The 25,680-nt window shown below is 59.6% G+C and carries 22 protein-coding genes and 2 tRNA genes; 11 read left to right on the top strand and 13 right to left on the bottom strand.

From position 1 onward, the window contains the following. Nucleotides 1-13: 13 nt before the first annotated feature. A complete protein-coding gene (locus tag BBI10_RS12205; protein ID WP_065988780.1) occupies nt 14-1,297 on the bottom strand; it encodes an NAD(P)/FAD-dependent oxidoreductase in 1,284 nt (427 codons plus the stop codon). Nucleotides 1,298-1,544: 247 nt separating this feature from the next. Here BBI10_RS12205 and BBI10_RS12210 point away from each other — a divergent pair. Then, nucleotides 1,545-1,621, top strand: a tRNA-Val gene (locus BBI10_RS12210). A 112-nt stretch (nt 1,622-1,733) separates the two neighbouring features. Here the strand turns inward: BBI10_RS12210 and BBI10_RS12215 are convergent. Beyond that, nucleotides 1,734-1,955: a hypothetical protein gene (locus tag BBI10_RS12215; protein ID WP_244160351.1), complete on the bottom strand. Its 222-nt coding sequence runs from the start codon at nt 1,953-1,955 to the stop codon at nt 1,734-1,736. 175 nt (nt 1,956-2,130) lie between these two features. Beyond that, a complete protein-coding gene (locus tag BBI10_RS12220; protein ID WP_065988781.1) occupies nt 2,131-2,454 on the bottom strand; it encodes a hypothetical protein in 324 nt (107 codons plus the stop codon). Between the two features lie 313 nt (nt 2,455-2,767). Here BBI10_RS12220 and BBI10_RS12225 point away from each other — a divergent pair. From BBI10_RS12225 to BBI10_RS12235, 3 genes are all read left to right on the top strand, one after another. Further along, nucleotides 2,768-2,844: transfer RNA gene (locus BBI10_RS12225), tRNA-Val, on the top strand. Between the two features lie 254 nt (nt 2,845-3,098). After that, a complete protein-coding gene (locus BBI10_RS12230) occupies nt 3,099-3,656 on the top strand; it encodes a DUF4174 domain-containing protein (RefSeq protein WP_065988782.1) in 558 nt (185 codons plus the stop codon). A 93-nt stretch (nt 3,657-3,749) separates the two neighbouring features. Next, nucleotides 3,750-4,094 carry a hypothetical protein gene (locus tag BBI10_RS12235; RefSeq protein WP_065988783.1) on the top strand — a complete coding sequence of 115 codons (345 nt, stop codon included), beginning with the start codon at nt 3,750-3,752 and terminating at the stop codon, nt 4,092-4,094. Between the two features lie 126 nt (nt 4,095-4,220). Here the strand turns inward: BBI10_RS12235 and BBI10_RS12240 are convergent, their stop codons facing one another. After that, nucleotides 4,221-4,853 (bottom strand): DUF5666 domain-containing protein, encoded by a 633-nt coding sequence (locus BBI10_RS12240; protein WP_065988784.1) that lies wholly within the window; start codon nt 4,851-4,853, stop codon nt 4,221-4,223. 46 nt (nt 4,854-4,899) lie between these two features. On the opposite strand from BBI10_RS12240, the gene BBI10_RS12245 reads away from it, so the two are divergent. Continuing rightward, nucleotides 4,900-5,085, top strand: a complete 186-nt coding sequence (locus BBI10_RS12245; protein ID WP_065988785.1) for a hypothetical protein — start codon at nt 4,900-4,902, stop codon at nt 5,083-5,085. Here the strand turns inward: BBI10_RS12245 and dacB are convergent. After that, nucleotides 5,076-6,542 carry a D-alanyl-D-alanine carboxypeptidase/D-alanyl-D-alanine endopeptidase gene (gene dacB, locus BBI10_RS12250; protein WP_065988786.1) on the bottom strand — a complete coding sequence of 489 codons (1,467 nt, stop codon included), beginning with the start codon at nt 6,540-6,542 and terminating at the stop codon, nt 5,076-5,078. The genes BBI10_RS12245 and dacB overlap by 10 nt on opposite strands. A gap of 376 nt (nt 6,543-6,918) precedes the next feature. After that, nucleotides 6,919-7,263, bottom strand: coding sequence for a YggL family protein (locus BBI10_RS12255; protein WP_065988787.1), 345 nt, complete (start codon nt 7,261-7,263; stop codon nt 6,919-6,921). A 444-nt stretch (nt 7,264-7,707) separates the two neighbouring features. Between BBI10_RS12255 and BBI10_RS12265 the strand changes: the two genes are divergently transcribed. The 3 genes from BBI10_RS12265 to BBI10_RS12275 all read left to right on the top strand — a co-directional run bounded on the left by BBI10_RS12265 (nt 7,708) and on the right by BBI10_RS12275 (nt 13,644). Continuing rightward, the gene (locus tag BBI10_RS12265) at nt 7,708-12,384 is read left to right on the top strand and encodes an RHS repeat-associated core domain-containing protein (protein WP_244160352.1); all 4,677 of its coding nucleotides are present in this window, start codon (nt 7,708-7,710) and stop codon (nt 12,382-12,384) included. A 1-nt stretch (nt 12,385) separates the two neighbouring features. Beyond that, on the top strand, nt 12,386-13,018 hold the full coding sequence (locus tag BBI10_RS12270) for a hypothetical protein (RefSeq protein WP_065988789.1): 633 nt from the start codon (nt 12,386-12,388) through the stop codon (nt 13,016-13,018). Nucleotides 13,019-13,215: 197 nt separating this feature from the next. After that, complete coding sequence (locus tag BBI10_RS12275; protein WP_244160353.1) at nt 13,216-13,644, top strand: hypothetical protein; 429 nt, start codon at nt 13,216-13,218, stop codon at nt 13,642-13,644. Nucleotides 13,645-13,801: 157 nt separating this feature from the next. Here BBI10_RS12275 and BBI10_RS12280 read toward each other — a convergent pair whose 3' ends face one another. Next, the gene (locus BBI10_RS12280) at nt 13,802-14,962 is read right to left on the bottom strand and encodes a cysteine desulfurase family protein (RefSeq protein ID WP_065988790.1); all 1,161 of its coding nucleotides are present in this window, start codon (nt 14,960-14,962) and stop codon (nt 13,802-13,804) included. Between the two features lie 206 nt (nt 14,963-15,168). Between BBI10_RS12280 and BBI10_RS12285 the strand changes: the two genes are divergently transcribed. After that, entirely contained in the window at nt 15,169-15,630 is a 462-nt protein-coding gene (locus BBI10_RS12285; RefSeq protein ID WP_065989060.1) for an Lrp/AsnC family transcriptional regulator, read from the top strand. Nucleotides 15,631-15,726: 96 nt separating this feature from the next. Here BBI10_RS12285 and pcsA read toward each other — a convergent pair whose 3' ends face one another. Next, entirely contained in the window at nt 15,727-16,446 is a 720-nt protein-coding gene (pcsA, locus tag BBI10_RS12290; RefSeq protein ID WP_065988791.1) for a phosphatidylcholine synthase, read from the bottom strand. Between the two features lie 286 nt (nt 16,447-16,732). Here pcsA and BBI10_RS12295 point away from each other — a divergent pair, with 286 nt between their 5' ends. Continuing rightward, a complete protein-coding gene (locus tag BBI10_RS12295) occupies nt 16,733-17,062 on the top strand; it encodes a hypothetical protein (protein WP_065988792.1) in 330 nt (109 codons plus the stop codon). Between the two features lie 55 nt (nt 17,063-17,117). Here the strand turns inward: BBI10_RS12295 and BBI10_RS12300 are convergent, their stop codons facing one another. Together BBI10_RS12300 and BBI10_RS12305 are read right to left on the bottom strand one after the other, a co-directional pair. Beyond that, entirely contained in the window at nt 17,118-19,112 is a 1,995-nt protein-coding gene (locus BBI10_RS12300) for a peptidase U32 family protein (RefSeq protein ID WP_065988793.1), read from the bottom strand. 122 nt (nt 19,113-19,234) lie between these two features. Further along, a complete protein-coding gene (locus BBI10_RS12305; protein ID WP_065988794.1) occupies nt 19,235-19,615 on the bottom strand; it encodes a RidA family protein in 381 nt (126 codons plus the stop codon). A 443-nt stretch (nt 19,616-20,058) separates the two neighbouring features. Here BBI10_RS12305 and BBI10_RS12310 point away from each other — a divergent pair, with 443 nt between their 5' ends. Beyond that, a complete protein-coding gene (locus tag BBI10_RS12310) occupies nt 20,059-20,916 on the top strand; it encodes an SDR family oxidoreductase (RefSeq protein ID WP_065988795.1) in 858 nt (285 codons plus the stop codon). Nucleotides 20,917-20,998: 82 nt separating this feature from the next. On the opposite strand, the gene BBI10_RS12315 is transcribed toward BBI10_RS12310, so the two are convergent. The 3 genes from BBI10_RS12315 to ligD form a co-directional block, all read right to left on the bottom strand. After that, complete coding sequence (locus BBI10_RS12315; protein ID WP_065988796.1) at nt 20,999-21,217, bottom strand: PLDc N-terminal domain-containing protein; 219 nt, start codon at nt 21,215-21,217, stop codon at nt 20,999-21,001. A 25-nt stretch (nt 21,218-21,242) separates the two neighbouring features. Further along, nucleotides 21,243-22,490 (bottom strand): zinc-dependent alcohol dehydrogenase, encoded by a 1,248-nt coding sequence (locus tag BBI10_RS12320; protein WP_065988797.1) that lies wholly within the window; start codon nt 22,488-22,490, stop codon nt 21,243-21,245. 245 nt (nt 22,491-22,735) lie between these two features. Continuing rightward, nucleotides 22,736-25,435: a DNA ligase D gene (ligD, locus tag BBI10_RS12325; protein ID WP_065988798.1), complete on the bottom strand. Its 2,700-nt coding sequence runs from the start codon at nt 25,433-25,435 to the stop codon at nt 22,736-22,738. Nucleotides 25,436-25,680 lie beyond the last annotated feature (245 nt).

Consider the following 25,680-nt stretch of genomic DNA (forward strand, 5'->3'; position numbering starts at 1 on the left):
CATCACCTCTGATTCAGAACCCCAGCTTGTCCCGCAGGCTGTAATACCAGGCACCCAATGCCGTCAGCGGCGTGCGCAAGAGTTGCCCGCCCGGGAACGGGTAGTGGGGCAGGCCGGCGAAGGCGTCGAATCGTTCCGCCTGTCCGCGCAGGGCTTCGGCCAGCACTTTGCCGGCCAGATGGGTGTAGGTCACGCCGTGGCCGCTGCATCCCTGGGAGTAATAGATGTTGTCCCCCAGCCGGCCCACCTGGGGCAACCGCGACAAGGTCAGCAGGAAGTTTCCAGTCCAGGCGTAATCGATCTTCACGTCCTTCAGTTGCGGAAAGGCTTTGAGCATCTTCGGCCGGATGATGGCTTCGATGTTCGCCGGATCGCGCGCGCCGTACACCACGCCGCCGCCGAAGATCAGACGCTTGTCGCCAGACAGCCGGTAGTAATCGAGCAGGTAGTTGCAGTCCTCGACGCAGTAATCCTGAGGCAGCAACGTGCTTGCCAGTTGCTCGCTCAGCGGCTCGGTGGTGATGACCTGTGTGCCGCAGGGCATCGACTTGGCCGCCAGTTCCGGGACCAGATTGCCCAGATAGGCATTGCCCGCGACGATGACGAACTTCGCCCGAACCTTGCCCTCGGCGGTGTGCACCACCGGGCTGGCGCTGCGATCGATGCGCGTTGCCGCCGACTGTTCGTAAATGACCCCGCCCAGTGACTCGACCGCCGCCGCTTCGCCCAGCGCCAGGTTCAGCGGGTGGATGTGACCGCCGCTCATGTCGAGCATGCCGCCGATGTACTGGTCGCACGCCACCACTTCACGGATGCGGCGCTGGTCCATCAGCTCCAGCTGCGTATGGCCGTAGCGTTCCCAGAGGCGCTTTTGTGATTCCAGATGGCCCATCTGCTTGGGCGTGATCGCCGCGAAGACACCGCCGTCTTTGAGGTCGCACTGGATCTGGTATTTGGCGATGCGGTCGCGGATGATCTGCGCGCCCTCGAAGGCCATGTGGCCGAGCAGCTGCGCTTCCTTCGGTCCGACAGATTTTTCGATGGTGTCGATGTCGCGGCTGTAACTGTTGACGATTTGCCCGCCGTTACGCCCCGAGGCGCCGAAGCCGACCTTGGCGGCTTCCAGCACAGTGACGTTGAAGCCGTGTTCCAGGAGAAATAGCGCGCTCGAAAGGCCGGTGTAGCCTGCGCCGATGATGACCACGTCAGTTTCGACGTCCCCTTGCAGCCGTGGCCGCACCGGAACGGGGTTGGCGGAAGCGGCGTAGTAGGAATGTGGGTATGGCGTGTTCGTCATCCTGTAACCCCTGTTTTATATTTTTTACGAATGGGCGGATCGTACCTGAGATGAAATTGGGCGGCCAGCCACCGCCGCAGCTTTGCGGTGTCGACGAGACGCTGACAAGGCAGCGGCCATTGAGGCACAGGCGCATCTACTCAGACCGATTCGAGAGTGCCGGCGCAAATAGCTTGGACATTCATGGGCTTAGGGCTGAATCGAAGTTGACAGCGATGCGGATCTCGGTAGAATGCCGCCCCACAGCAGGCACGTAGCTCAGTTGGTTAGAGCACCACCTTGACATGGTGGGGGTCGTTGGTTCGAGTCCAATCGCGCCTACCAAACAAATCCGCTCTGCTGGGCGGTGACAAAAAAGGGTGGCCCGAGAGGGTCACCCTTTTTTTGTGCTCGAATCCGAATGACGTCAGGCGTGCGGTCCTTTATGGCTGACCGGTCACTCGCCCTTGGCGCGGGTAATGCGGCCCGCCCTGATCTCGTCCACATAGGCGCGCAGCCGGTCAGCATCCTTGTACTGCTGATTCATCAAGTGCAGCACGGCGACTACGTCCACATCGTTGACACGTTCGGCCAACCGGCTGATTTCGCCAGCGGTGCTTTCCAGATTGGCCGCGATGCCGCTCAGGTCACGCTTGAGTTCCAGCGCTGATTTTTTCATGCCCACGGTGCCGCTCTCCACTGTTGATGACCGCCGCGCCTGCGCCTCTGATTCAGGCGCGGCGGCGACGCACTATATCAAAGCACGATGGACTTCCACGACCACCAGGCACGAAAAGGGCGCTGTTCAAGCGCCCTTGGATGCCTCGTGTCACGGCTCATGCGTGGGTGATGCTTCAGCCGCCCGCGCCGCCCGCGCTCGATGAACCCGAGCCCTTGCTGCCGCCGCCAGTCGTGGTATCGCCACCGGGCAAATCCGCATCGTCTTTATTGCCGGTGCCATTGCTCATTGACGTGCCGCCACCAATGCTGATGCCCTTCTTGTTTTGCGCGTCCACATCAGCACCCTGGCGAGCCGGGTCGCTGCCCTGCACGCGCGGATCGATGCCCGTCTGCGAAGGCGGCGGACCCATGTCCGGCGATGTCGCGCCAGCCAGCGCAGCAAGGGAGGTGCAGGACAGCGCGCAGCCCAGCGTGAATGCAGCAAGTGATCTGTTCATCAGGTGATCTCCGTGTCTTGGTTCCTTGTCCCCATTCGGCATCTGAACCTTGTCCGAAGTGCCATCACGGCGACAAGCGGCATGTTGGTGGGGGCGTCATTGGCGGGATACCGCTCATTCGATCTAGCCGGGTGGCGAAGATCAGCCTGTGTGTCAGGGGATTGACCGCCGGGTCTGGCTGATCGACAGGGGTCGTGTCAGGTCAATCCGTCCGTGTCGATGTGCCGGGGAAATAATTTGCATATTCATAGGCTTACTGGGCGAAAAAGACGTTGACAGCTATTTGAATATCCGTAGAATGCCGACCCACAGCAGGCACGTAGCTCAGTTGGTTAGAGCACCACCTTGACATGGTGGGGGTCGTTGGTTCGAGTCCAATCGCGCCTACCAAACAAATCCGCTCTGCTGGGCGGTAACAAAAAAGGGCGAATCGAAAGATTCGCCCTTTTTTATTGCCTGAAACTTTTAAGTCATGCCAGCCTTGCCTGAATCAGCCATAGCCCCTATGGCCGGACGCTTCAGCCCGATTTGACGCTTACGTACCATGCCGAGCCGCGAAAAAATCCGTTTTTTTTCCCGCTACCGTCTGGACCTTTTCCCATGATGCGCGATCATCAGTGCATGGAAATCCAGAGGAGGTGTGTATGTTTAGCCGGTCGTTGACCCTTGCCGTTTTGTTCGCCCTGTCGAGCCCCTTGCTGGCTGCCGACGGTGATGGCCCACTGTCTCAGGAGCGCGGCAAGAACCGTCCATTGATCGTCATCGCATCGAGTTCGGTGGACCCGACGCTGGTGAGTCTGAAAAAAAGTCTGGATGAGAGCGCCAACAAGGAGGGTTTCGCCAAGCGTGACATGGTCCTTTACACCATCATTAACATGGTCGGTCAGCGTAGCGGCAAGGACCTCGATGCCCAGACCACCATGGCGCTGGTTCGCGAGCTCAAGCTTGGCGCTCAGACAGACAAGCAAGCTCAGGTGATCCTGGTGGGCAAGGACGGTGAGAAGAAAATGATCCACAACGGCCCCATCGATCCCAAGGAGATTTTCAGCACCATCGACCAGATGCCGATGGCTGAGAAAGAGGCGGCCGCCGCTGCGGCTCCTGCACCCGTCGCCGAGCCGAAGGCCGCAACGCCGTCGGGCAAGCCGGCCAAGCCTGGCAAGGTCGCGCCCGCTGCGCCGCCTGCCGGGCTGGACGATTAACCGCTCAGACGCCATACCCATGGGGCTCGCTTGGCGTTGCTGGTAACATCGCTCCTTTTTCACCGAAAGGGACGTTTGATGAGTGGGACTGGCATGAAACATTGGGCGGGCGCTGTGGCACTGATCATGCTGTCTGGCTGCATGAGCTTGAATCAGACGCGCTCGGCAGGGCCGGCGCAGGTTTACACCAGTCAGAAGCCTGCGGTTGCCGTTGCCGAGTGCATCAAGGTCACTTGGGCCAACGTCCAGCTGTTCGGCGATGTAGCGGACGTGTTCATGGCCAAAGGGGATCCTGGCGCGTTCACGGTCTACACCACCGAAGGCGAGTATTTCGCTGATGTGGCGGGCAAGGCGGGCATGACCAACGTCAACTTCTACGCCAAGCCGGGCGCTAAAGTGGTTGAGCAGCGTGGCGCGGTGCTCGCAACCTGCCTCTGAATCGAGCCTGCATTCACTGACCTGCGCGTGCTGACCGGTTCTATCATGTCCCGGCGTCGCGCAGGCTTTGAGCACCACAGACCATTCACCTTGGCCGCTTTACCTCGGCTTTTCACATCAACTGCTTCACATCGGCGGAGTCACGCCATTTTGCCCGGCAGAAATCGACAGCGCGGTCAGCGTGTTGTCCGCGCCTTTCTGCGCTTGCAGCACCACCTTCACGCCGGGCTTGAGCAAGCTGCGATCGCCGGGCACCAGGTTGACGATCGGCACGTCGTCAGGGATGACGATCTTCTTTTGCCCGCCCTTGTAGTTCACCGTGATGGTGCGTCCGGTGCTGGCGACCAGATCGCCAACCGATCCGTTGGTCATGGTGCTGTCCGGCGTCAGGTCAAAAGCCCGATGGCCATCTCCCGTGCCCGCCATGGCTGGCGGAAACACATGCACCTCGAGCGCCTTTAGCGAACCGTCCGGCAACGGCACCGCCGCGGAGCCGATGTAGCTGCCCGGTTTGATTTCCGACACTTGCGCCAGGGTCACGCCACGAATCTGTGTATCAGGGGTCAACGCAACCTGCAGGTCCTCTCCGCGATTGCTGTGGATTTTCAGCGAATCGCCTTCGACCGCAGTGATGGCGCCGCGCACGCGGGTGGGTTTGCCGTCTTCGGCGTGGGCGGGCAGCGCTGCCGACAGCAGTGCGCCGAGCAATCCGGACAGGAGAAGGGCGTGGCGGAGGGGCTGGGTTCTGGACGTCTTCATTGGCAGCGCGAATCCTGTGATGGGCTGAGCACTGAGCATAGCGGTAGTGCCCGTCCAAGTGCATGACATTGGCGTCAGCAAGCGGAGCCTGGCAGCGGCGCATCCGGCGGGCCTGCGCAAGCAGATGCCCGGTTTGCCGGAGTTGGGGAAGGGCGGGCAGGAAGGTTGCGGCCAGGCTGTGCGTCGGTCGTCGAACGACTTCGCACAGCCCGGCGCGGGAGATTACTGCTGAAGGGAAATCGACGTGCTCGCGAGTTTCGGCTGGTTGTACAGGCTGACCAGCACTTCATCCAGTACCGAAGACGCACCCCACGGACGCGGGTCGTTCAGGATTGCCACGACGACCCAGGTGTTGCCGTTGCTGTCGCGGCTGAATCCGGAGATCGCTCTAACGGTGTTCAATGTGCCGGTCTTGATGTGGGCTTCACCGCGCAGGGCCGTGCGTTTCAGGCGTTTGCGCATGGTGCCGTCCATCCCTGCCAGCGGCAGCGAACTCATGAATTCGGCTTGAAACGGGCTGTTCCACGCTGCCTGGAGCATCTGCGCCATCTCCCGCGCGCTGACCCGTTCGGCGCGGGACAGGCCTGAACCGTTCTCCATCACCAGGTGCGTTGCGATGATGCCTTTCTTGGCCAGCCACTGGCGCACCACACGCTGCGCGGCCTTGGCATCGTCACCGTCGGCTTCATTGCGGAACTCAGCGCCCAGACTGAGGAACAGCTGCTGGGCCATGGTGTTGTTACTGAATTTATTGATATCGCGGATGATCTCCGCCAGATCCGGCGAGAACGCCCTGGCCAGCAGCTTGGCGCTGCCGGGCGTCACGTCCAGACGGTCCTTGCCGAGAATGGTCCCGCCCAGTTCCTGCCAGATGGCACGCACGGCGCCCGCGGTATAGGTCGGGTGGTCGAGCAGTGACAGATACGTCTGGGAATTGCAGCCGTCGCCCAATTGGCCGGATACCGTTACGGTGATCCCGCCATCGGCTTCCGGTACCGGGTTGTACAGCACGTCGCCCGTGCATTTGCTGGAGGACAGCGCCTTGACCTGATTGTTGATGTGAATGGCGGCGATGGGCGGCTCCACCGAGACCAGAATCTTGCCACCGTCGTTGCGGGTGACGAAACGCAAGGCCTTGAGGTTGACCATCAAGGAGTCGGGACGCACCAGGAACGGCTTGTTCTTGTCGTTGCCATCGTCGTCGAACACTGGCAGCTGCGGTTGCACGAAATGGCTGCGATCCAGGACCAGATCACCGGTCACTTGCTGCACGCCGTTGGCCCGCAAATCGCGCATCAGCAGCCACAGGCGTTCCATGTTCAGCTTGGGATCTCCGCCGCCCTTGAGGTACAGGTTGCCGCGCAGAACGCCATTGCTGAGGGTGCCGTCGGTGTAGAACTCGGTTTTCCACTGATGGGTCGGGCCGAGCATTTCCAGCGCGGCGTAAGTGGTCACCAGCTTCATGGTCGAGGCCGGATTGACCGACACATCGGCGTTGAAAACAGTCGGGGTGCCGGGGCCGCTGACCGGGAGCATCACCAGCGACAGCGCATCGTTCTGCAGCTTGCTGGCTTTGAGTGCTTCTTGAACCTTGGGGGGCAGGGCGGTGTTGATGGGAGCGGCGGCGATGGAGAATGAGAGGGGCAAAAGCAGGGTGGCGATAAACAGCGGACGCAAAGACTTGATCATTCAATAAACCCTACTGCAGCAAACACGGAGATGAAGAGGGGGTGAATTCCCTCGCACTGTGAACGAACCGCCAGAAAATGCCCGATAGCAGGGCGTGACACTGGCGTTTCGGTAAAGCGGCATTATGCCCCAAGCTTTCGTGACTTGCGCCGGGGTACAGCCGTCAAACCGCGCTATTTTTTGCGCTTGCCCATTTAAAGTCACGTTAAACCGTGAATTTCTCTGCCTGTGTCTGGCTGGGCTTTGCACCTGGCAGTGCGAGGGCGATAGCTGGACACGTTTTCTGGCGCGTGAATGCTTGAATCCCGGACACAAAAAAGCCATCCCGGGGGATGGCTTTTTCCGTATCAGCTCGGCGGGAAGGCCCGCCCGCTAATCAGACAGCCGCGTTGATCGGCTTTTCCGGGTACCAGGCGTCCTGCAGAGGGCTGACTTCAACTTCAGTCAGCTCGCTGCGGCCTTTGAGCCAGGCTTCGACAGCTGCGCGCTGTTCTTCGCTGACCGAACCACGGTTGGCCAGGCAGACCAGGCCAAAGTCGTCGCCGCCGACATAGTCCAGACCGTTAGCGTCCATGGCTTCTGTCAGGAAAGCGTCGAGGAAAGCATCAATGGCCTCGTCATCCAGGTCCTCTTTGAAGCCCAGCTTCAGTTCGAAGCCCAATTCCTGGAACTCGTCGACACAGAGTTTTTTGCGCAGACGACGGGAGCGGTTAGTGGCCATGAAGCGTTCCTCTTAAGTAATTTCGGGGCGCAGTCTATCAGCTTCGTCCTGATGGCGCCTGCTTGATGCTGATCAGGGATTTTCGGATTTCTGACCGTGCCTGGGGTTGGGGAGGGGCTCGCGCCGAGAGCTTTGGGATGACTCTTAGCCATGATGCGCAAAAAGTTGCGCACTCGTTTGTTGGAAATGGGGTGATTGATGGGTTGGAGGCCGCGTCGTTCGTGGTGTGCAGGCGAGTGCGCAAGAAGTTGCACAGGGGTGCGCAACTTCTTGCGCACTTGTTCTTTGTTTTCGGGTTGAGCGTTCGCTTAAACCTGCCGTTGTTTCTCTTAAGCTGTTGATTTTGTTTGGCTAATTTATAGCTGGCATAGCCCTTGATATCTCCGTCGCCCCCGGATTGGCATTCACGCCTTTTCGGATGGTTTTTGAGCACGGAGAGCATCCTTGGCGACCCCCTTAAATCTGCCTGTTGGTGGTGAGAAACGCGAACCTGAAGTGGCGGTTGTGCCGCTTGATCAGATCCAGCTTGAGGACGTCGGGGCCGGCGCGGCCAATGTCGATGCCTGGCTGCAGGACATCAGCGGCGGGGTTGTTTCGCTTGAGCGGATCAAGAGCGCTGCCGGTTTTCTACCGGTGGTGGGCAACATCATGGCGCTGGTTGATGCGCTGAATGACATCGTTCGGCTGGCGACGAGTGAGACGCGCGATCCGCTGGATTGGGTGAGTCTGGGCATCAATCTGATTGGCGTCTTGCCGACTCCGCCGACCATGGCGGCAGCGCGAATGAGCCTACGGCCGACGCTGTTTCTGGTGCGTCAGGAGATGCGTCAGGCGGGCAAGTTGGTGCTTGGGGATTCGCTGATTGAGGTGCTGATTGGGCATCTCAATGCGGACATCGTTGGGACGCTTGATGACTTCGTGACTCAGGCGCAGGGCAAGCTTCACGGGATTCTCGACGCTGCGGGGAAACTGGGCGAAGGCGTGTTGAACGAGATCGCCAAGGGTCTGGAGAGCGTGATCAATGGCGATCTCGATGCCGAGGGCAATCTGCTTGAGGCGGTGGAGCTGATCAGCGAGGGGCGCCAGCAGTGGGACTACGATCCCAAAGGCGCGATTTCCAATATCTTCATCGCGGTTGCCGACGTTTACATCGCTGCCGGCCAACACATCGTCAACGGCACCGTCGAACATCTTGTGCCTGAGGTGCTGAAAGACCCGGTACGCAGGCAGGCCAAAGCGCTGCGTGCCATGGGCTCGGAGCTTCGGACCCAGATTAATGGTCTGGCGGATCCTGGGGTCCAGAACTCGATTGGGTCGTTGCTGCAGACCTTGGCGGGTGCAGTGGTCACCTGGCGGGCGCGCAACGGGCATGGGCAGTCTTTCAACATCAAGCCGGGGATGGTTAATCAGGCCAAGCGCCGGGCCGGCGAAGGCAAGCTCGAAGTTGTTCAGCACGAGAGGCCTGCCAAGGGTCGGCCCAACGAACAGAAGAATTGCGCCTGCGCGTCGACGATCAAGAGCATCAGCTTTGCGATGGGTTCGGAGTCGGTCAGTCATACCGATTTCAGCCTGCCGGGGCCGTTTCCGATTGAGTGGACGCGGACTTATTGCTCCAGTCTGGATGCCTTCGATCATGACGTAATCGGTGCACGGTGGATTACGCCGTTTACCACGCGGTTTGATTGTGTGGGTGATCGTCTGGTCTTCCACGATGCCGACGGTCGCAGCCATGAATTCCCTCTGCCCAAGGTCAAGCTGTTTCATTTCAACGCCATTGAAAATCTAACCGTTATTCGACTCGGCAAGGATCGGCTGTTGCTGATGCGAGGGCTTGAGCACAGGGAAACCTATGTTCGACGGGGTGGTCGTTTTGTTCTGATCAACAAGGTTTTGCCCAACGACGCTGGGGTGATGCTGCATTACGAGCATCGGCACGGTGGGGGATTGGTGCTTTCCGAGTTGGTGACTTACTCGGAGAAGGATGTAAACAAAGTCCATCTGCGCCTGGTTACGTTGATTGATGATCAGGGGCGGTTGACGGGTCTTTGGGAAATACATGCCGGCGACGTCAAACGTCAACTGTGCGCGTATCAGTACGATGATTCTGGCGATCTTGTTCTGGCTCAGGATGAGAATGGCGCTGCTTGGCGCTACGAGTATCAGAACCACCTAGTTACCCGCTACACCGACCGCACCAATCGTGGTTTGAATTTGCAGTGGCAGGGATCTGGCCCCGATGCCAAGGCTGTTCGCGAGTGGGCTGACGACGGCAGTTTTGATACTCGGCTGGCGTGGGATGAAAACATCCGTCTGACCTACGTCACGGATGCTTTGGGCCACGAAACCCGGCATTACTACGACAGCCTTGGTTACACGTACCGCATCTGCCACGCCGACGGGCGCTCGGAGTGGTTCTTCCGTGATCAGGCGAAAAACATCATTCGCCACGTCCACACCGACGGCAGCACGGATCGCTATCGCTACGACAAGCTCAGCAATCTGACCGAACACACCCGCGCTGATCACAGCGTGATGAATTACGCGTACGACGATAAGAGCCACCTGATCAAGATCAGCGATGGCGAGGGTGGCTTGTGGAAACGGGACTATGACCTTCGCGGAAACTTGGTTGAGGCGATCGATCCGCTAGAGAACGTTACCGAATACGCCTACAACACGTTCGGTCTTCCTACTGCGATCAAGGACGCCAACGGCAATACAAAAGCGTTGGCCTATAACGACGCCGGACAACTCGTTAAGTACACCGACTGCTCGGGCAAGGTCAGTGTTTGGGAGTACGACGAACGCGGCCAAATGGTTCGCTTCACTGACCCGGCCGGGCACAGGACCACGTACGAATACAAAGCGGGTCAGCTTGTCCTGATCAAGCACCCGGACAAAACCGAAGAACGCTTTAGCCGCGACGCCGAAGGTCGGCTGCTCGCCCACTCCGACGGCCTGGAACGCTGCACCACCTGGCGTTACAGCGCTGCAGGATTTATCGCCGAACGCGTCGACGCAGCCGAGCAAACCTTGCGTTACCGCTGGGACAAACTGGGGCGCCTCGTGGCGCTGGAAAACGAAAACGAACGCCGCGCTCACTTTCACTACGATCCAGTGGGCAGGCTGCTGGAAGAGAGCGGTTTCGACGGTCGCTCGACCCGCTATCAGTACGATCCCCAAACGGGGCGTCTGGCCGAAACCATCAATGGCCAGCGCTCGATCGCACTGACCTTCGACCCCATGGGCCGTTTGACAGAGCGCTGCGCCACGCTGGGAGAGCAATCCCAAAGCGAAACCTTCGCCTATGACGGCAATGGCCATCTGGTCATGGCGACCAACGCCATCAGCAAACTGCAATGGTTTCACGACCCGGCTGGCAACCTGCTGCGCGAGCATCAGCATTACTCGAATCTGGATAAACCCCTGGTTGCGGTCTGGCAGCACGAGTACGACGCCCTCAACAACCGCGTTGCCACCATTCGCCCGGACGGCCATCGCGTCAGCTGGCTGACCTACGGCAGCGGCCATCTGCTCGGCCTCAAGCTCGACGAGCACGAACTGCTCAGTTACGAGCGTGACGACCTGCATCGCGAAGTCGCCCGCCATCAGGGTAACCAACTCCTGCAAACCCAAAGCTGGGACCCGGCGGGACGCCTACAAGAACAATTACTGGGCCGAGCAGACGACAAATCCACCGTCATCAAACGCACCTACAGCTACGACGCTGCCGGGCAGCTCACCGACATCAACGACAGCCGCCGTGGCCCGCTTTCGTATCGTTACGACCCCGTCAATCGGCTGCTCAGCGCAACCAGCCGCTTGGGCGTGGAAACCTTCGCCTTCGACCCCGCGAGCAACCTGCTCGACGACAGCGCAGCACCCGTCCGCCGTCCACTCGATCCCGAACGTGTCCGCAACAAACTCGTGGACAACCTGCTGCGCGACTACGCCGGCAACCACTACGAGTACGACGAACGCGGCAACCTGACCGAGCGCTGGACCAAAGGCCTGCGTAGCGAGCTGCACTGGGACCTTTTCGATCGCCTTGTACATTTCTACGATCCGCGCCTGACTGTCGACTTCGGCTACGACCCTCTCGGACGTCGCCTCTACAAACTCTCAAAAGCCCACTACCGGCCACGCCCCGAAGCCGGCACCGGCTGGAACGAAAACGAACACGCCCGCAAAGAGCGCGAACTCGGCTGCGGCTTCACCCTCTACGGCTGGGACGGCGACAACCTCGCCTGGGAAAGCAGTCCGCCGCCCTATGCCGGCGCGCTAGGCCGCACGGTGCATTACATCCACGAACCCGGCACCTTTGTGCCCGTGGCCCAGGCCATCCGCCACGAAACCATCCGCCTCGTCAGCCAGCCGGCATACGAAGGTCGCTACAACTTCAAAGAAGACCCGCTGTGGAACTACAAACCGGTGGCGCTGCCGATTGATGCGTTGGCCTGGTACCAATGCGACCACCTCGGCACCCCCCAGGAAATCACCGACCAGAACGGCCACACCGCATGGAGCGCGCAACACAAAGCCTGGGGCGAAGCGCAAGAAAACCGTTCGGAGTTCGCCCAACAAGTCGGCCTGACCAACCCGATCCGCTTCCAGGGGCAATACCACGACCACGAGACCGGCCTGCACTACAACCGGCATCGATACTATGATCCAAGGGTCGGGCGATTTATCAGCAAGGACCCGATTGGCTACAGTGGTGGGCTAAACCTCTATTACTACGTGCCGAACCCGACGGGTTGGATCGACCCACTCGGTTTGCAAAAAGTTGTCGCAACGAATAGCCGTAGGGCTGCGATGAAAAAGGCTCAGCAACATGCTCAGGTACCGCGGTTAGGTAGAGGTGGGCAGGCGATCCCAATGAAAGATCTCAACCTAAGTAGCCATGGAGTGAATTGCAACTGTATGAAAAGTCGCGGGATCACTACGCTAGGGCGCAGGGGTGAAGGTGGGGTACCAGAAGTGTTCGATCATCCAGATGGGCATCCTGACTTGGTCGGAGATGATCAACCAGCTCACCATGAAATGCCACATGTTCACGCCACAAATACAAAGGGTGCGGTAATAGTGTTCACCTACCCGGCAGGACGTACAGGAATCTGATATGAAATACTACAAGATCTTATGCTTTAAAGCCGAATTTGCTGAGTTTAAGAATCATGCTAACGATTTTATAAGCGAAATGTCCGCGGATGATACTGACGAGTTCGCATTGGTGATGGCTACGAATCTGCAAGGAGGGGTTGGCTTCGGAGCCACGGCCCAAGGTAAATCAGCTATAAAAGCGCTTGTATCCAAATGCTATTCAGTCGATATAAATCATTTGAGTATAAAAATACCATTGGCGGAAGACGTCGAAGGAATGCCTCGGCTCCTGTTCCGAGATAAGGGCGGCAAATTTGAAAGGCTGGTTCAAGAACATCTGCAGTATGACAAAGATCTGAGGAAATACAACGTGATCTCGAGGCATAGGCCCACAACAATGCCTAAAAGTTCGATGCTTGCTAGTATTATTGAGGAGCAATATTTATCAATAATCGGAAAAGAGCTGTATGAAGCTCTACATGAAAGTTGCCACTATATACTACGATCGTTGGTGTCTGGAGAGCATGGTCGCGATGCATTCTTTGCATTCTCAAAGGACTTGGACTTCTTTTTTAGAGAGTTTGAGGGAATAGTCGGCGACGATGCCGAAATTCGTTTCGTGAACAATGTACGCGAGCTGATCTATTACTGATGTATAAGATTAAAGAGGTTAAAGGGGACGGATCCCTTTAACTCAGGTTTTCAAGAGGGACTATCGACTGGCTGAACGGTCATGGATGGAGTATTCCGAAAAAATGAATTTGACGAAGCTATTCCGTAAAATAATCAGCAAAGAACCCTATAACGATTTAAGCGTTTTTTTTCTCCGAATTCGAAAGTTTCGAAGAAATGCCATTGATCTCTAGGTATCACCGGCTAAAGGTCTTAAAGAAAAGTATAGGGAGCGACAAGAGTTCGGAATTTTTGATCAGCCTGGCATTTTTTCTTATTGGCTCAATTAGAGCGCTTTCAGCAACTAAAGATAGAGAGGATATATTTTTTGCAGTAAGTTTTCCTGACTTTGATCTGTTCGCAGAACAGGGCGTACTGATGCCGCACATCTTCGTATTTCCGGAGGCAGGTTCAACTGGATTTTTAGAAAAGATAAAAGCCAAACAGAAGCGTGAGGACTCACAAGAGATGGGTGAAGTTAAAGAACATTTTTCAAGATGCAATCTCGAGGCGATTTTTGATTTCTATGAAAGTAAATTCTATGACTTGGCTAGCGGCGAAGACATAACAAGGATCTACGCAGTTCCAAAAAAGAGTGAAGCCTAAAGCGGTTAGCCGCTTCTACCTAGTCGGGGGTTAAAGGGGACGGAGACCTTTTGAACCTTTAACCCCTTCCGCTATCGGGGACAGATTAATTTACGGTGAAGCGCTGTAAATAAATCAGTCCCCTTATAATCGTCCCTTTACGATCAACCCACTTTCCTCACCAAAACGTCGCCGCCGGCGCAGTCAACTTCCCGGTAATCACTGCGATCGCCTTCTCCACATCACCCACCTTGGTATACCGCCCCAGGCTTAACCGCAAGCTGCTCCCGGCCTGGGCTTTACTCAGCCCCAACGCCAGCAACACGTGAGAAACGCTGCTGCTCGCGGAGTTACACGCCGAGGTCGAAGAAACCGCCAGTTCGCTCGCCAGGCTGGCAACGTTAAACCCCGGGCTGTCGATGCAGACGTTGAGCGTATGGGGAACGCGTTGTTGGGGATCGCCGTTCAGGCTCACGCCGTCCAAGCCGAGCAGGCCTTCGCGCAGTTGTGCGGACAACGCACCGATGCGCGCGACTTCTTCGTCCATTTCGGTGCTGGCCAGTGCGTACGCCGCGCCCATGCCGACGATCTGGTGGGTGGCGAGGGTGCCGGAGCGGTAACCCTGTTCGTGGCCGCCGCCGTGCATCTGTGCTTCGAGCAGCGATCGCGCGCGGTCGCCGACGTAGAGTGCGCCGATGCCTTTCGGGCCGTAGGTTTTGTGCGCGGAGAAGGACATCAGGTCCACCGGCAATGCGCTCAGGTCGATCGCCAGTTTGCCAGCGCCCTGGGCGGCGTCGACGTGGAAGAGGGCGCCGTGTTCACGCACGATTTGGCCGATGGCCGAGATATCGGTGACGGTGCCCAGTTCGTTGTTGACCAGCATCAGCGACACCAACAGCGTGTCATCTCGCAGTGCGTGGCGCACGGCGTCGGGGTGAATCAGGCCGCAGCTGTCGGGTTCGAGCCAGGTCACCGGGCAACCGGCGTGCTCAAGCTGGCGAACGGTGTCGATGACGGCTTTGTGTTCGATGGTGCTGGTGATGAGGTGACGGCGGGCGACATTGTTGGGGTTGAGCGCGATGCCCTTGATCGCCAGGTTGTTGGACTCGGTCGCGCCTGAGGTCCAGACCAGGTCATCGGCACTGCAACCCACCAGTTCTGCAACCTGACGGCGCGCCAACTCCACGGACTGCCGGGCCTGATTGCCGTAGGCGTGGGAGCTGGAGGCCGGGTTGCCGAAGGTACCTTCGCGGCCGAGGCAGGTGACCATGGCCTGGATGACGCGGTCATCGACCGGGGTGGTGGCGGCGTAATCGAAATAACAAGGGAGTGTTTTCATGGGGAGTTCTGCGCTGTCCGTCGTGCCGAAAATACTACTAGCGTCAGGGTGAAAAAAAATTGATTCCTCAACGGAGATTTGCCCTCGGATTAGAATGAATTTCCATCAAAGGCTCATTGAAGGGAATATCATTTTATGAACTGGCCTTTCTGGCCTATCCTTATCGCTTCCCGGCATATGAATTTACCGAGGCCCCCGCGCGTTCCATGGACAAATTCGACCAGGCCATCCTGAGCATTCTGCAGAACGACTGCACCCGCCCGATTGCAGAAATTGCCTACAGCGTCGGCCTCGGCAGCACCGCATGCTGGCGTCGCGTACAAAAGCTCGAAGAGCAGGGCATGATTCGCGGGCGGGTTGCGCTGCTTGACCCGGCGCAGTTGAACGTCGCGGTAACGGTGTTCGCCGCCATTCGAACCAATCAGCACAACGCCCAGTGGCTGGGTCGTTTCCATGATCTGATCGCCACGCTGCCCGAAGTGGTGGAGTGTTACCGCATGGCGGGCGATACCGACTACATGCTGCGGATCGTGGTGCCGGACATCGCTGGCTACGATGCCGTTTACAAAAAGCTGATCCAGTTGTCGGGCATCACTGACATGAGTTCCAGCTTCGCCATGGAGCAGATCAAGTCCACGACACAGCTGCCGTTGAGCTACACGCTGTAAACCCGCATCAGCACGCTTCATTCAAATTCTGCGCAAAAAAAACAGCCCTCCGAAGAGGGCTGCTTTTTTATGCGTCGAGGAAAGTCGTCTGTTGAATCAGACGCGGGCTTTGTCGATCCATTCCATGGACGTGCGCCAGATGCAGATCCCCAGGAAGTACGCTGACATGGCCAACCACACGAACAGTGCCACCGATCCGTTGTACGGATGATTCATCACCAGCAGGAAGCTGCAGAAGAACCACACGGCAGTGACTGCGATGTTCAGGGGCATGAAGCGGCGGACGCGGAACGGGTGCAGGAACTTCATGCGTGTCACCGTCAGCAGCGCCAGGCAGATCACCGTGATGAAAGTCAGCCACGGCGCCGGAGAAAGGATGTAGACGCACAGGGCGACGACGTTCCAGGCGGCGGGGAAGCCCTGAAAGTAGTTGTCCTTGCTTTTCATTTCGACGTTGCAGAAACAGAACAGCGACGACACCAGGATGATCGAGGTGGTCAGCAGCAGGGTGTATTCAGGCAGCGGGATGTAGCGGTAGATGAACAGGGCGGGAATGAACACGTAGGTCAGGTAATCGATCACCAGGTCAAGCACCGAGCCGTCGAAGTGCGGCAGGACCGACTGCACGTTCAGCTTGCGCGCCAGGGAGCCGTCTACGCCATCGACGATCAGGGCGAAGCCCAGCCAGAGCAGGCACGCCTTGGGTTGGTTGTCGAACAGAGCAATGGTCGCGAGAAAGGCGAGCACCACGCCCGTGGCAGTAAAACCATGGGCGCCCCAGGCCTTGAGCCAGGCGATGCGTTGAATCGGAATCATGGACGGTCCTTCTGGAAATAAGCGGGTTCGGTCGGGTACAACAACGGTCGACGGAACCAGAGGTGCATCTATCGACCGGGGATCGGTCGATAAGGTTCATACGTAACCCCTACACGGTAGCAGGCGGCGCAGGCTTTCGTTACTCAAATGTGACGCCGTGCCGTGGAGCGCAGGGGTGCAGGTGTCATTGGTCGGCTGACAAACAAAAAAGGCAATATGCTGGCCCCGGTGGGCGCCGTACCTCGTCAGAATCCACGCCTGATCAGTCACTTAGGCAAGGAATCGCATGTCATTTCTCAAGACGCTACTGACCTTCTGCGTGCTCATAACGGTGACTTCCCAGGCCTTGGCGCGCAGTCCAAACAAGAACGAACGCGACCTCTGCACCTGGGGCGCGGGGATGGCCGGTACTGCTCAACAATACAAACTGTCCGGCCTGACGCTGTACGGCGCCCGCAAGAAGATGCAGGCCCAGCATTTCGCCCAGCAATGGATGCGCATGAGTGCCCTGGGCATTACCGAGCAGACTTACGACAGCCCTTCGAGGCTGCGGCCGGAAAGCGTCAAACAGGTGTATTACGAAGGCTGCATCAAGCACGAAGTCGCACGGCGCTGACTGACCGCGCTGCAGCCCTGGAGGTGCAGCGCGAGCAATCAACGCGATAGCAGGATCAGTGCGCCCCGCGCGGGATGGTCTTCAGCAGATCAGCAGGGCTGATATGCCCCACCACCTGAACGCCGCTGCCCGGCTGGGGCAGGCCCAGAATATGGCCTTTGATCTTGCCGATCACGTGCATCTCGCACGGCTTGCAATCGAACTTCAACGTCAGCACCTCATCGCCATGGACCAGTTGCATCGGCGCGACCTTGGTGCGCACGCCGGTCACGCCCTTGGCCTGCTTGGGGCACAGGTTGAAGGAGAAGCGCAGGCAGTGTTTGGTAATCATCACCGGCACTTCGCCTTTCTCTTCATGGGCCTCGTACGCGGCGTCGATCAACTGCACGCCGTGACGGTGATAGAAGTGCCGCGCCTTCTCGTTATAGACGTTGGCCAGGAACGACAGGTGCGCCTCGGGGTAAACCGGCGGCGGCGACGTTTCCGGCTTGCGGGCACCGCGCGGGTGCGCCTGGATGCGAGCGGCGGTCAAGGTCTCGATGACTTCACGGCGCAACGCTTTGAGTTGCGAGTTCGGAATGAAGAACGCTTGCGGCGCGTCCAGCTCGATGGCAGTCGCGTGGTATTCGGTGGTGCCGAGCTGGCCGAGCAGATCGTGGAGCTGCTCCAGCGCCTGCTCCGGTTTGTTGGCGACGCCAAACGGGCCGTTCAGCTCGACGCGAGCGCTGATGCCTTCCTCGCTGGTGGCGACCAGTTCCAGACGCTCTTCACGCAGGCGCGCCACCCATGACAGGCCGATGCGGCGTTCGGCCGAGGTCTTCTGCAAAGCCTGTTGCCAGTTGTGATCGAGGTTGCGACTGAGCGGATGGTTGGGCCGCAGTTGCAAACCTTTTGGCATCTCGTTCGGCTCGACGCGGTAGCGGTAACGCTTCTCGCCGTCTTCTTCGAACTCACCTTTTGGCTCGGCGATGTTGGCGCGGAAACCCACCACTTCGCGCTTGACCAGCACATTGAGGCCGTCACCGTTGGACAGCGGCTCATGGGTCACCACCTGCAAGTCACGCTTACCGACTTTCTCGACCACGCCGACCAGCAGGCCGGTGAAGGTCGGCGAATCGAACGCGCCGATGTCGACCTTGCGGTCGGTGACGAAATAGTCGGTGCTGCCCCGGTGGAAGGTCTTGTCCGGGTCCGGCAGGAAGAAGTGCGCGGTGCGGCCGCTGGAGGCGCGGGCCAGGTCCGGACGGTCTTCGAGGATCTCGTCCAGACGCTGACGGTAGTAGGCCGTGATGTTCTTCACATAGCCCATGTCCTTGTAGCGGCCTTCGATCTTGAACGAACGCACGCCGGCATCCACCAGTGCGCGCAGGTTGGCGCTCTGGTTGTTGTCTTTCATCGACAGCAGGTGCTTTTCGTAGGCAACCACGCGGCCCTGATCGTCTTTCAGCGTGTAGGGCAGACGGCAGGCCTGGGAGCAGTCGCCACGGTTGGCACTGCGCCCGGTGTGGGCGTGGGAAATATTGCACTGACCGGAGAAAGCTACGCACAGCGCGCCGTGAATGAAGAATTCGATGGCGGCATCGGTTTCGTCGGCGATGGCGCGGATTTCCTGGAGGTTCAGCTCACGGGCCAGCACCAGCTGCGAGAAGCCGGCCTGATCGAGAAAGCGTGCCCGCTCCATGGTGCGGATGTCGGTCTGGGTGCTGGCGTGCAGCTCGATGGGCGGAATGTCCAGCTCCATCACGCCGAGGTCCTGCACGATCAGCGCGTCGACGCCAGCGTCGTAGAGCTGATGGATCAGCTTGCGCGCCGGTTCAAGTTCGTTGTCATGAAGAATGGTGTTGATGGTGGTGAAGACGCGGGCGTGGTAACGGCGGGCGAACTCGACCAGTTGGGCGATCTCGCTGACGTCGTTGGCCGCGTTGTGGCGCGCGCCGAAGCTCGGGCCGCCAATGTAGATCGCGTCAGCGCCATGCAGAATGGCCTCGCGGGCAATGGCCACGTCGCGGGCAGGGCTAAGCAATTCCAGGTGATGTTTGGGCAGAGACATATTTTTTTAGTCGGCACGGTCACGGTCAAGGCGCGCATTGTAGCGGCGAAACGCCTGACCGGCACCCGTCTGCTGCCCGATGGCGCCCGCCTGTGGGGTGGGGGCGCCGGAAACCCGCGTGATCAGGCCTTGGCGGCCATCGCCGTGACTTCCACGCGCATGCCTTCGACGGCCAACCCGGCGACGCCCACTGCGGCGCGCACAGGCCAGGGTTTGGCGAAAAAGCGTGTGTAGACTTCGTTGAATGCGGCCCGATCGGCCATGTCGGTGAGGTAGATGGTCAGGTGCAGCACGCGGTCCATGGAACTGCCGGCCCGCTCCAGTGCCCCTTTCAACGCCTGCAACGTGCATTCGCTCTGCTCGACGATACCGCCCAGTTCCAGGCTGCCGTCGGCCCGGGTGGGGATCTGCGTGGAAACCAGCAGACCGCCGAAACCGGCGACGTCCGAGGAGATGGAATCGGCGTCAGGATCCGGCGTGAAGGTGATGTCGTGGTTGGCCATGGGCGTTCTCTTCTACGAGTGTATGGATGACCGGCCAGGAACGGCCGACGGCCATGATGTCCGACTCGGAAGGGAAAAGGGAGGCTTGACAGCGTCGTGGCCGGCCGAGTGAGCAGGGGTCCGATCAGAAAATTCGTGCCAATGCGCCTGGGGCTGTCCACAAAAAGCGAGCCGCCGTCACGTTATCTCTGACGTGAAGCGGCTCCGGGGGGGTTGTCAAATCGGCGGATTCAACGTCATTGAAACTAGCAGTGAGGTTAACCGTTAGCTAGCTATCATTTCGCAATACAGTGTTTCCGTTGCGGGAACAATCAACCCCGGCGCTGGAACATCTGGCGAATCGTCGAGCAGGGCCGCTGCAAAAAAACTCCGAACTCGTCCACGGTCGTTCAGTCCACTTTTAACGCTGACCGTTTGGGTTGGAACATTTCAAGGAGAGCCCCATGACTGATTACCCGAAACCGCCGTTCAAGCCTCAACAGCAGCCTGTTCCTGGCGATCAGAGCCGAATGGACCCCTACCCGGACTGCGGCGAGACCCGCTACAAGGGCTCGGGCCGCATGAGCAACAAGATTGCGCTGATCACCGGCGGCGACAGCGGCATTGGCCGTGCAGTCGCTATCGCCTACGCCCGTGAAGGCGCTGACGTGGCGATTTCGTACCTCGATGAACACGAAGATGCCAAGGAAACCGCACGCTGGGTGGAGGAGGCGGGCCGTCAGTGCCTGCTGCTGCCGGGCGATCTGGCCGAGAAGGCGCAGTGCCTGGCCATCGTCGATGAAACGGTGAAGAAGTTCGGCCGCATCGACGTGCTGGTCAATAACGCCGCGTTCCAGATGTCCCACGCATCTCTTGAGGAAATCTCCGACGAGGAATGGGTGAAAACCTTCGATATCAACGTCACCGCGATGTTTCGCATCTGCAAGGCGGCGGTGCCCCACATGGCTGCGGGCAGTTCGATCATCAACACCAGTTCGGTCAATTCCGATTCGCCTAAGCCAACGCTGCTGCCGTACGCGGCCACCAAGGGCGCCATCGCCAACTTCACCGCTGGCCTGGCGCAGTTGCTCGGTGAGCGCGGCATTCGCGTGAACAGCGTCGCGCCCGGCCCGATCTGGACGCCGCTGATTGTGTCGACCATGACCGACGAAGACGTGAAAAGCTTCGGCGAGGAAACGCCACTTGGCCGTCCGGGTCAGCCGGTGGAGGTCGCGCCGATCTACGTACTGCTGGGGTCCGACGAAGGCAGTTACATTTCGGGCACACGTTATGGGGTGACCGGCGGCAAGCCGATCCTGTAACTGATCATGGATGGACTGCCGCGTCGCGCCCAGGACTCGCGCCTGCTCGCCGCGCAGCAAAAGAGGCAGCCCTCACAGCGCTTCAGCCCCTGCGGCGTACCCTGGACGTGGGGGCTTTGGCGATGCCCCGTGGCCCGGCGATGCCCCAGATGGCAACGCCGATCACCGGGAAGATGAGGATCAGCACCACCCAGCCGATTTTGGTCCAGGACGATTCGGGGCCGCGCCAAACACTGGCGATGGCCCACACGTCGATCAGAAGGATGACGACCACCAGGGCGGCCGAGAACAGCGTGTCCATTTCATTGTCCTCGGCCCGCGCGGGATCACATGGCGGGGATGCCGGTAACCGTTGCAGTACCCGTTTCAGTTTCGGTCACGGATGCAGTCAAAGGGATTTCCGGGCTGCCGGGGGTCAGGATGACCTTGCGGCAGTCTTCCTGTTTCTTGTCGAAAATCTTGTAGCCTTCAGCGGCCTGCTCCAGAGACATGCGGTGGCTGATGATCGCTTCGGGCGCGAGACGGCCGGCTTCAATGTGTTCCAGCAATTCCGGCAGGTAGCGCTGCACGTGGGTCTGGCCCATTTTGAAGGTCAGGCCCTTGTCGAACGCATCGCCGAACAGGAAGCCGTGGATGAAACCGGCGTACACACCCGGCACGCTGACCACGCCGCCACGGCGCACGGCAGCAATGCACTGGCGCAGCGCCTTACCGCTGCTGCCTTCGATTTTCAGGTTGGTCAGAATGGTTTCGGTGGTGCTGCCCTTGGCTTCGAAACCCACCGCATCGACCACGCCGTCCACACCGCGCATGCCCTTGGTCTGACGAATGATGGTATCGGCCGGGTCGTCGTCTTCATCGAAGTTGATCGGGATCACACCGTAGGTGGCCTGGGCGTACGCCAGCCGGTAAGCGTGATGGTCCACCATGAAGATCTGATCGGCGCCGAGCATCCGGGCCACGGCCGCAGCCATCAACCCCACAGGACCCGCGCCGTAGATGGCGATGCTCGAACCCTGGCCGATGCCGGTGTTCAGGACCGCCTGGTAACCGGTGGGCAGGATGTCGGAGAGGAACAGCACCTTTTCGTCCGACAGCGTGCCGGGGACCTTGAACGGCCCGGTGTTGGCTTTCGGCACGCGCACGTATTCGGCCTGGCCGCCAGGGATGCCGCCGTACAAGTGGCTGAAGCCGAACAGCGCAGCCCCCGGTGGAATGGCCTTCTTGTTGATGATCGCGCCGCGACCGGTGTTGGTGGTTTCGCAGGCGGCGTACAGGTCCATGTTGCAGAAGAAGCACTCGCCGCAGGCAATGACGAAGGGGATCACCACTCGGTCGCCGCGCTGCACGGCGGTCACGGCTGAACCGGTGTCTTCGACGATGCCCATGAATTCGTGGCCGAAGATATCGCCGTGTTCGACGGTGGGGATTTTGCCGCGGTAGAGGTGCAGGTCGGAGCCGCAGATTGCGGTGGCGGTCACGCGCAGGATGATGTCGTCAGCCTGTTCGATGACCGGATCGGGGACGGTGTCGACTTTCACGTCATGGGCGCCGTGGTAGGTGAGTGCTCTCATTGTGGTTTTTCTCCGCGATTAATTAGGGGCAACTAAGTAGCGGAGCAGGCGGCGAGGGGTTTAGTTCAGGACTTTGCAGCGGTGGGGGATTAGCGGTGCGTTTGGTGCTGGTAGGACCGGCTTCAGCCGGGAAGAGGCCTGTGTAGACACCATCATCTTTGCAGTGTGGCTGCCGACCCTTTCCCGGCTAAAGCCGGTCTTACTACGTCATCGCGGTTCTACAGGAAGCCTGCGTCGCGGATGGGTTATTTAAGCCCGACCCGCTTGCGCATGTCGGGGGTGATGGTCTGGCGTGTTTTGCCCAGGTCCGCCCACGGGTCGCTGTCCAGTTCGGCGAGACGTTCGTGGACGGTGTTGATGTCCCAGGCGTTGGCGCCTTTGATCTCCAGCAGTTCTTCGCGATATATCGGCACCGACACCGGCAGGCCCTCCCGGGTGCGCACCGAGTACGCGCAAATCGTGGTGGCGCCGAGGCCGTTGCGCAGGTAGTCGATGAAGATCTTGCCAATGCGGTTCTTCGGCCCGGCCACCGCCGAAAACCGCTCCGGCAGCAGCCTGGCGATGTGCTTGACGATGGCATGACTGAAATCCTTCACGGCGTCCCAGTCCGCTTTCGGCGTCAGCGGCACGACCACATGAATCCCCTTGCCGCCGCTGGTTTTCAGGAACGATTTGAGCCCCAGTTCATCCAGCACAGCGAGGGTCAGTTGCGTGGCTTCCACCATGGTTTTCCAGGGCAGCGCGGGATCGGGGTCGAGGTCGAGTATGAAACGGTCCGGCCGCTCAAGGTTATTGGCGACGGCGTTCCACGTGTGCAGCTCCATGGCACTCATCTGCACCGCACCGATCAGTGCTTCGATGTTGTTGATCAGCATCACCGGATGGCCGGTGTATTCCTTGCCCATGGTCTCGATGCCGGGGATGGCAAGGCGGTCGGCGTTTTTCTGAAAGAACAGCTCGCCGCCGATGCCCTCCGGTGCCCGCACCAGCGCCACAGGGCGTTGAGACAGTTGCGGCAGCAGCCATTCGGAAATGCGGATGTAGTAATCGGCGAGGTCGCGCTTGGTCGCGCCGCTGGTGGGATCGATCACTCGCTCGGGGTGGGTCAGGCGAATCTTGCCTGTTCGGGTGTCAGCGGCGTCGGACTCACGCGGACCTTCTTCGGCGTTGACAGGCTTGGATGCCTTCGCACGCTTACGCGGGGTCGCAGGTTTTGGCGTGTCTTCCGACCGCGCTTCTGGCACGTCTGACGCCTGCCCGGGTTTCGACGTTTGATCGGTTGAAGGCGCTGGCGCCGGTAGCTCCTCGGTGATCGACTCCGCAGGCTTGTCGGTGCGCAGGCCTTGGAAAACAGCGTGCCGGACCGATCCGTCTTTGGTGATCTCGGCAAACGCCACTTCGGCCAGCAGCACTGGTTTGAGCCAGTGCACGCCCTTGGCTTCAAAGCCGGTGGGCGGATTGACCACCGCAGCCTTCTTGCCGTGGAGCGGCGCCAGTTGGTCGTAGATCGTGCCCAATGTCGCTTCATTGAAACCGGTTCCGACCTTGCCGGCGTACCTCAGTTCGCCACTGTCGGCATCGTGCAAACCCAAGAGCAATGCGCCGAATTTGCTGCGCGCGCCCTTGGGATCGGTGTAGCCCACGACGACGAATTCCTGGCGGCGCTTGCACTTGAGCTTGATCCAGTCACCGCTGCGGCGCGACAGGTAAGGGCTGCCGGCGCGCTTGCCGATCAGGCCTTCCATTTTCATCTGGCAGGCGCTGTTGAGCAGGACTTCCGGCACTTCGGCGAAGTCTTCGGAATACCTGAGCACCTCGTCGTCGGTCCGTTCGAGCACCTTGGACAGCGCGGCGCGACGCTGTTCCAGCGGCACTTCGCGCAGGTCCATGCCGTTGAGAAAGGGCATGTCGAACAGGTAATAAATAATCTTGCCGCTGCGACCGGCCTCGAAGGCGTTCTGCAAGGCCTGGAAGTCGGGCACGCCTTCGTCGTTGGCGACGACCATCTCGCCGTCGAGCCAGGCCGATTCAAGGCCCAGTCCGGCGATGGCGTCGGCCTGGTGCGGCAGTTTGTGCGTCCAGTCATGGCCATTGCGGGTGAACAGCTGCACGTTGCCCTCGGCGACTCGCGCCATGACCCGGTAGCCATCGAACTTGATCTCGTAGCGCCAGTCGCCCTCCGGCGCGGACTCCACCAGCGTCGCCAGTTCGGGCTTGATGAGATCCGGGATATCACCAGGTTCGGCGCCGACCAGTTGCGCCTTGGCGGATTTCTTCCGGGGGGCGGGGACTTTCTCTACCGCTTTGGGCTTGACAGGCTTGGGCGCTGGCGACCTTGACGTTGCCGCCGTTTTGCTCCCGCGTTTTTTAGGGATCAGGGTGCGCTCGCTGAGCACGCTGTCGGGCAGTTCCCTGACCACGTCGTAATCGCTTTCCGGGCGGGCAAATTCGTCCTGGTGCTTGATCAGGAACCACTGCTCCTGCTTGCCGGGAATGTGCGTCTTGACCAGGTTCCACACGCCGCCGAGCTTCTCGCCCTGCAGTTCAAATTTGAGTTTGCCCTTGGCGTAGGCCTCGGCAGGGTCGGTGAGGGGTGTCCACACGCCGCGGTCCCAGACGATGACGTCGCCGGCACCGTAATGCCCTTCGGGGATGCTGCCCTCGAAGGTGGCGTATTCGACCGGGTGATCTTCAACGTGCACCGCCAGGCGCTTGGCTGCCGGGTCCAGCGAGGGGCCCTTGGGCACGGCCCAGCTTTTCAGCGTGCCATCGATTTCGAGGCGGAAGTCGTAATGCAGGCGGGAGGCGTCATGCTTCTGGATGCAGAACTGCAGGGCATGGGCTGCTTTTTTGCTCGAAGCGCGTTTTTTCTTCGCGCTGCCTGACGGCTCGGGCGTCGCGTCGAAATCGCGCTTGCGGTTGTATTCTTCCAGTCCGGCACTCATGGAAATCCCTCAGCCTGCAGCCTGTGTCTGTTAAACGCAGAGTTCGCGGCGCGGGCGGAGTTCCGGTATCGGTTCGATCCTCTCCTGACACCCGCAACAATGGGGGGGGGCCTGAACGGGCCAATTCCCGGCTGAAGCCAGTCCTACGTGTGCAGCGCGGCTCAACAGTGGGACTGGTTTTAGCCGGGAAGGCGTCAACTGGCACACCGTACAATATCCGCGCCTGAACGGGCCAATTCCCGGCT

This window comes from Pseudomonas graminis, from assembly GCF_001705435.1.
GTDB classification, from domain to species: Bacteria; Pseudomonadota; Gammaproteobacteria; order Pseudomonadales; family Pseudomonadaceae; genus Aquipseudomonas; species Aquipseudomonas graminis_B.

Excerpts from the sequence above, each read along its gene's own strand:
- BBI10_RS12205 (WP_065988780.1), bottom strand. The coding sequence starts at position 1,297 with ATGACGAACACGCCATACCCACATTCCTACTACGCCGCTTCCGCCAAC.
- BBI10_RS12215 (WP_244160351.1), bottom strand. The coding sequence starts at position 1,955 with ATGAAAAAATCAGCGCTGGAACTCAAGCGTGACCTGAGCGGCATCGCG.
- BBI10_RS12220 (WP_065988781.1), bottom strand. The coding sequence starts at position 2,454 with ATGAACAGATCACTTGCTGCATTCACGCTGGGCTGCGCGCTGTCCTGC.
- BBI10_RS12230 (WP_065988782.1), top strand. The coding sequence starts at position 3,099 with ATGTTTAGCCGGTCGTTGACCCTTGCCGTTTTGTTCGCCCTGTCGAGC.
- BBI10_RS12235 (WP_065988783.1), top strand. The coding sequence starts at position 3,750 with ATGAAACATTGGGCGGGCGCTGTGGCACTGATCATGCTGTCTGGCTGC.
- BBI10_RS12240 (WP_065988784.1), bottom strand. The coding sequence starts at position 4,853 with ATGAAGACGTCCAGAACCCAGCCCCTCCGCCACGCCCTTCTCCTGTCC.
- dacB (WP_065988786.1), bottom strand. The coding sequence starts at position 6,542 with ATGATCAAGTCTTTGCGTCCGCTGTTTATCGCCACCCTGCTTTTGCCC.
- BBI10_RS12255 (WP_065988787.1), bottom strand. The coding sequence starts at position 7,263 with ATGGCCACTAACCGCTCCCGTCGTCTGCGCAAAAAACTCTGTGTCGAC.
- BBI10_RS12270 (WP_065988789.1), top strand. The coding sequence starts at position 12,386 with ATGAAATACTACAAGATCTTATGCTTTAAAGCCGAATTTGCTGAGTTT.
- BBI10_RS12275 (WP_244160353.1), top strand. The coding sequence starts at position 13,216 with ATGCCATTGATCTCTAGGTATCACCGGCTAAAGGTCTTAAAGAAAAGT.
- BBI10_RS12280 (WP_065988790.1), bottom strand. The coding sequence starts at position 14,962 with ATGAAAACACTCCCTTGTTATTTCGATTACGCCGCCACCACCCCGGTC.
- BBI10_RS12285 (WP_065989060.1), top strand. The coding sequence starts at position 15,169 with ATGGACAAATTCGACCAGGCCATCCTGAGCATTCTGCAGAACGACTGC.
- pcsA (WP_065988791.1), bottom strand. The coding sequence starts at position 16,446 with ATGATTCCGATTCAACGCATCGCCTGGCTCAAGGCCTGGGGCGCCCAT.
- BBI10_RS12295 (WP_065988792.1), top strand. The coding sequence starts at position 16,733 with ATGTCATTTCTCAAGACGCTACTGACCTTCTGCGTGCTCATAACGGTG.
- BBI10_RS12300 (WP_065988793.1), bottom strand. The coding sequence starts at position 19,112 with ATGTCTCTGCCCAAACATCACCTGGAATTGCTTAGCCCTGCCCGCGAC.
- BBI10_RS12305 (WP_065988794.1), bottom strand. The coding sequence starts at position 19,615 with ATGGCCAACCACGACATCACCTTCACGCCGGATCCTGACGCCGATTCC.
- BBI10_RS12310 (WP_065988795.1), top strand. The coding sequence starts at position 20,059 with ATGACTGATTACCCGAAACCGCCGTTCAAGCCTCAACAGCAGCCTGTT.
- BBI10_RS12315 (WP_065988796.1), bottom strand. The coding sequence starts at position 21,217 with ATGGACACGCTGTTCTCGGCCGCCCTGGTGGTCGTCATCCTTCTGATC.
- BBI10_RS12320 (WP_065988797.1), bottom strand. The coding sequence starts at position 22,490 with ATGAGAGCACTCACCTACCACGGCGCCCATGACGTGAAAGTCGACACC.
- ligD (WP_065988798.1), bottom strand. The coding sequence starts at position 25,435 with ATGAGTGCCGGACTGGAAGAATACAACCGCAAGCGCGATTTCGACGCG.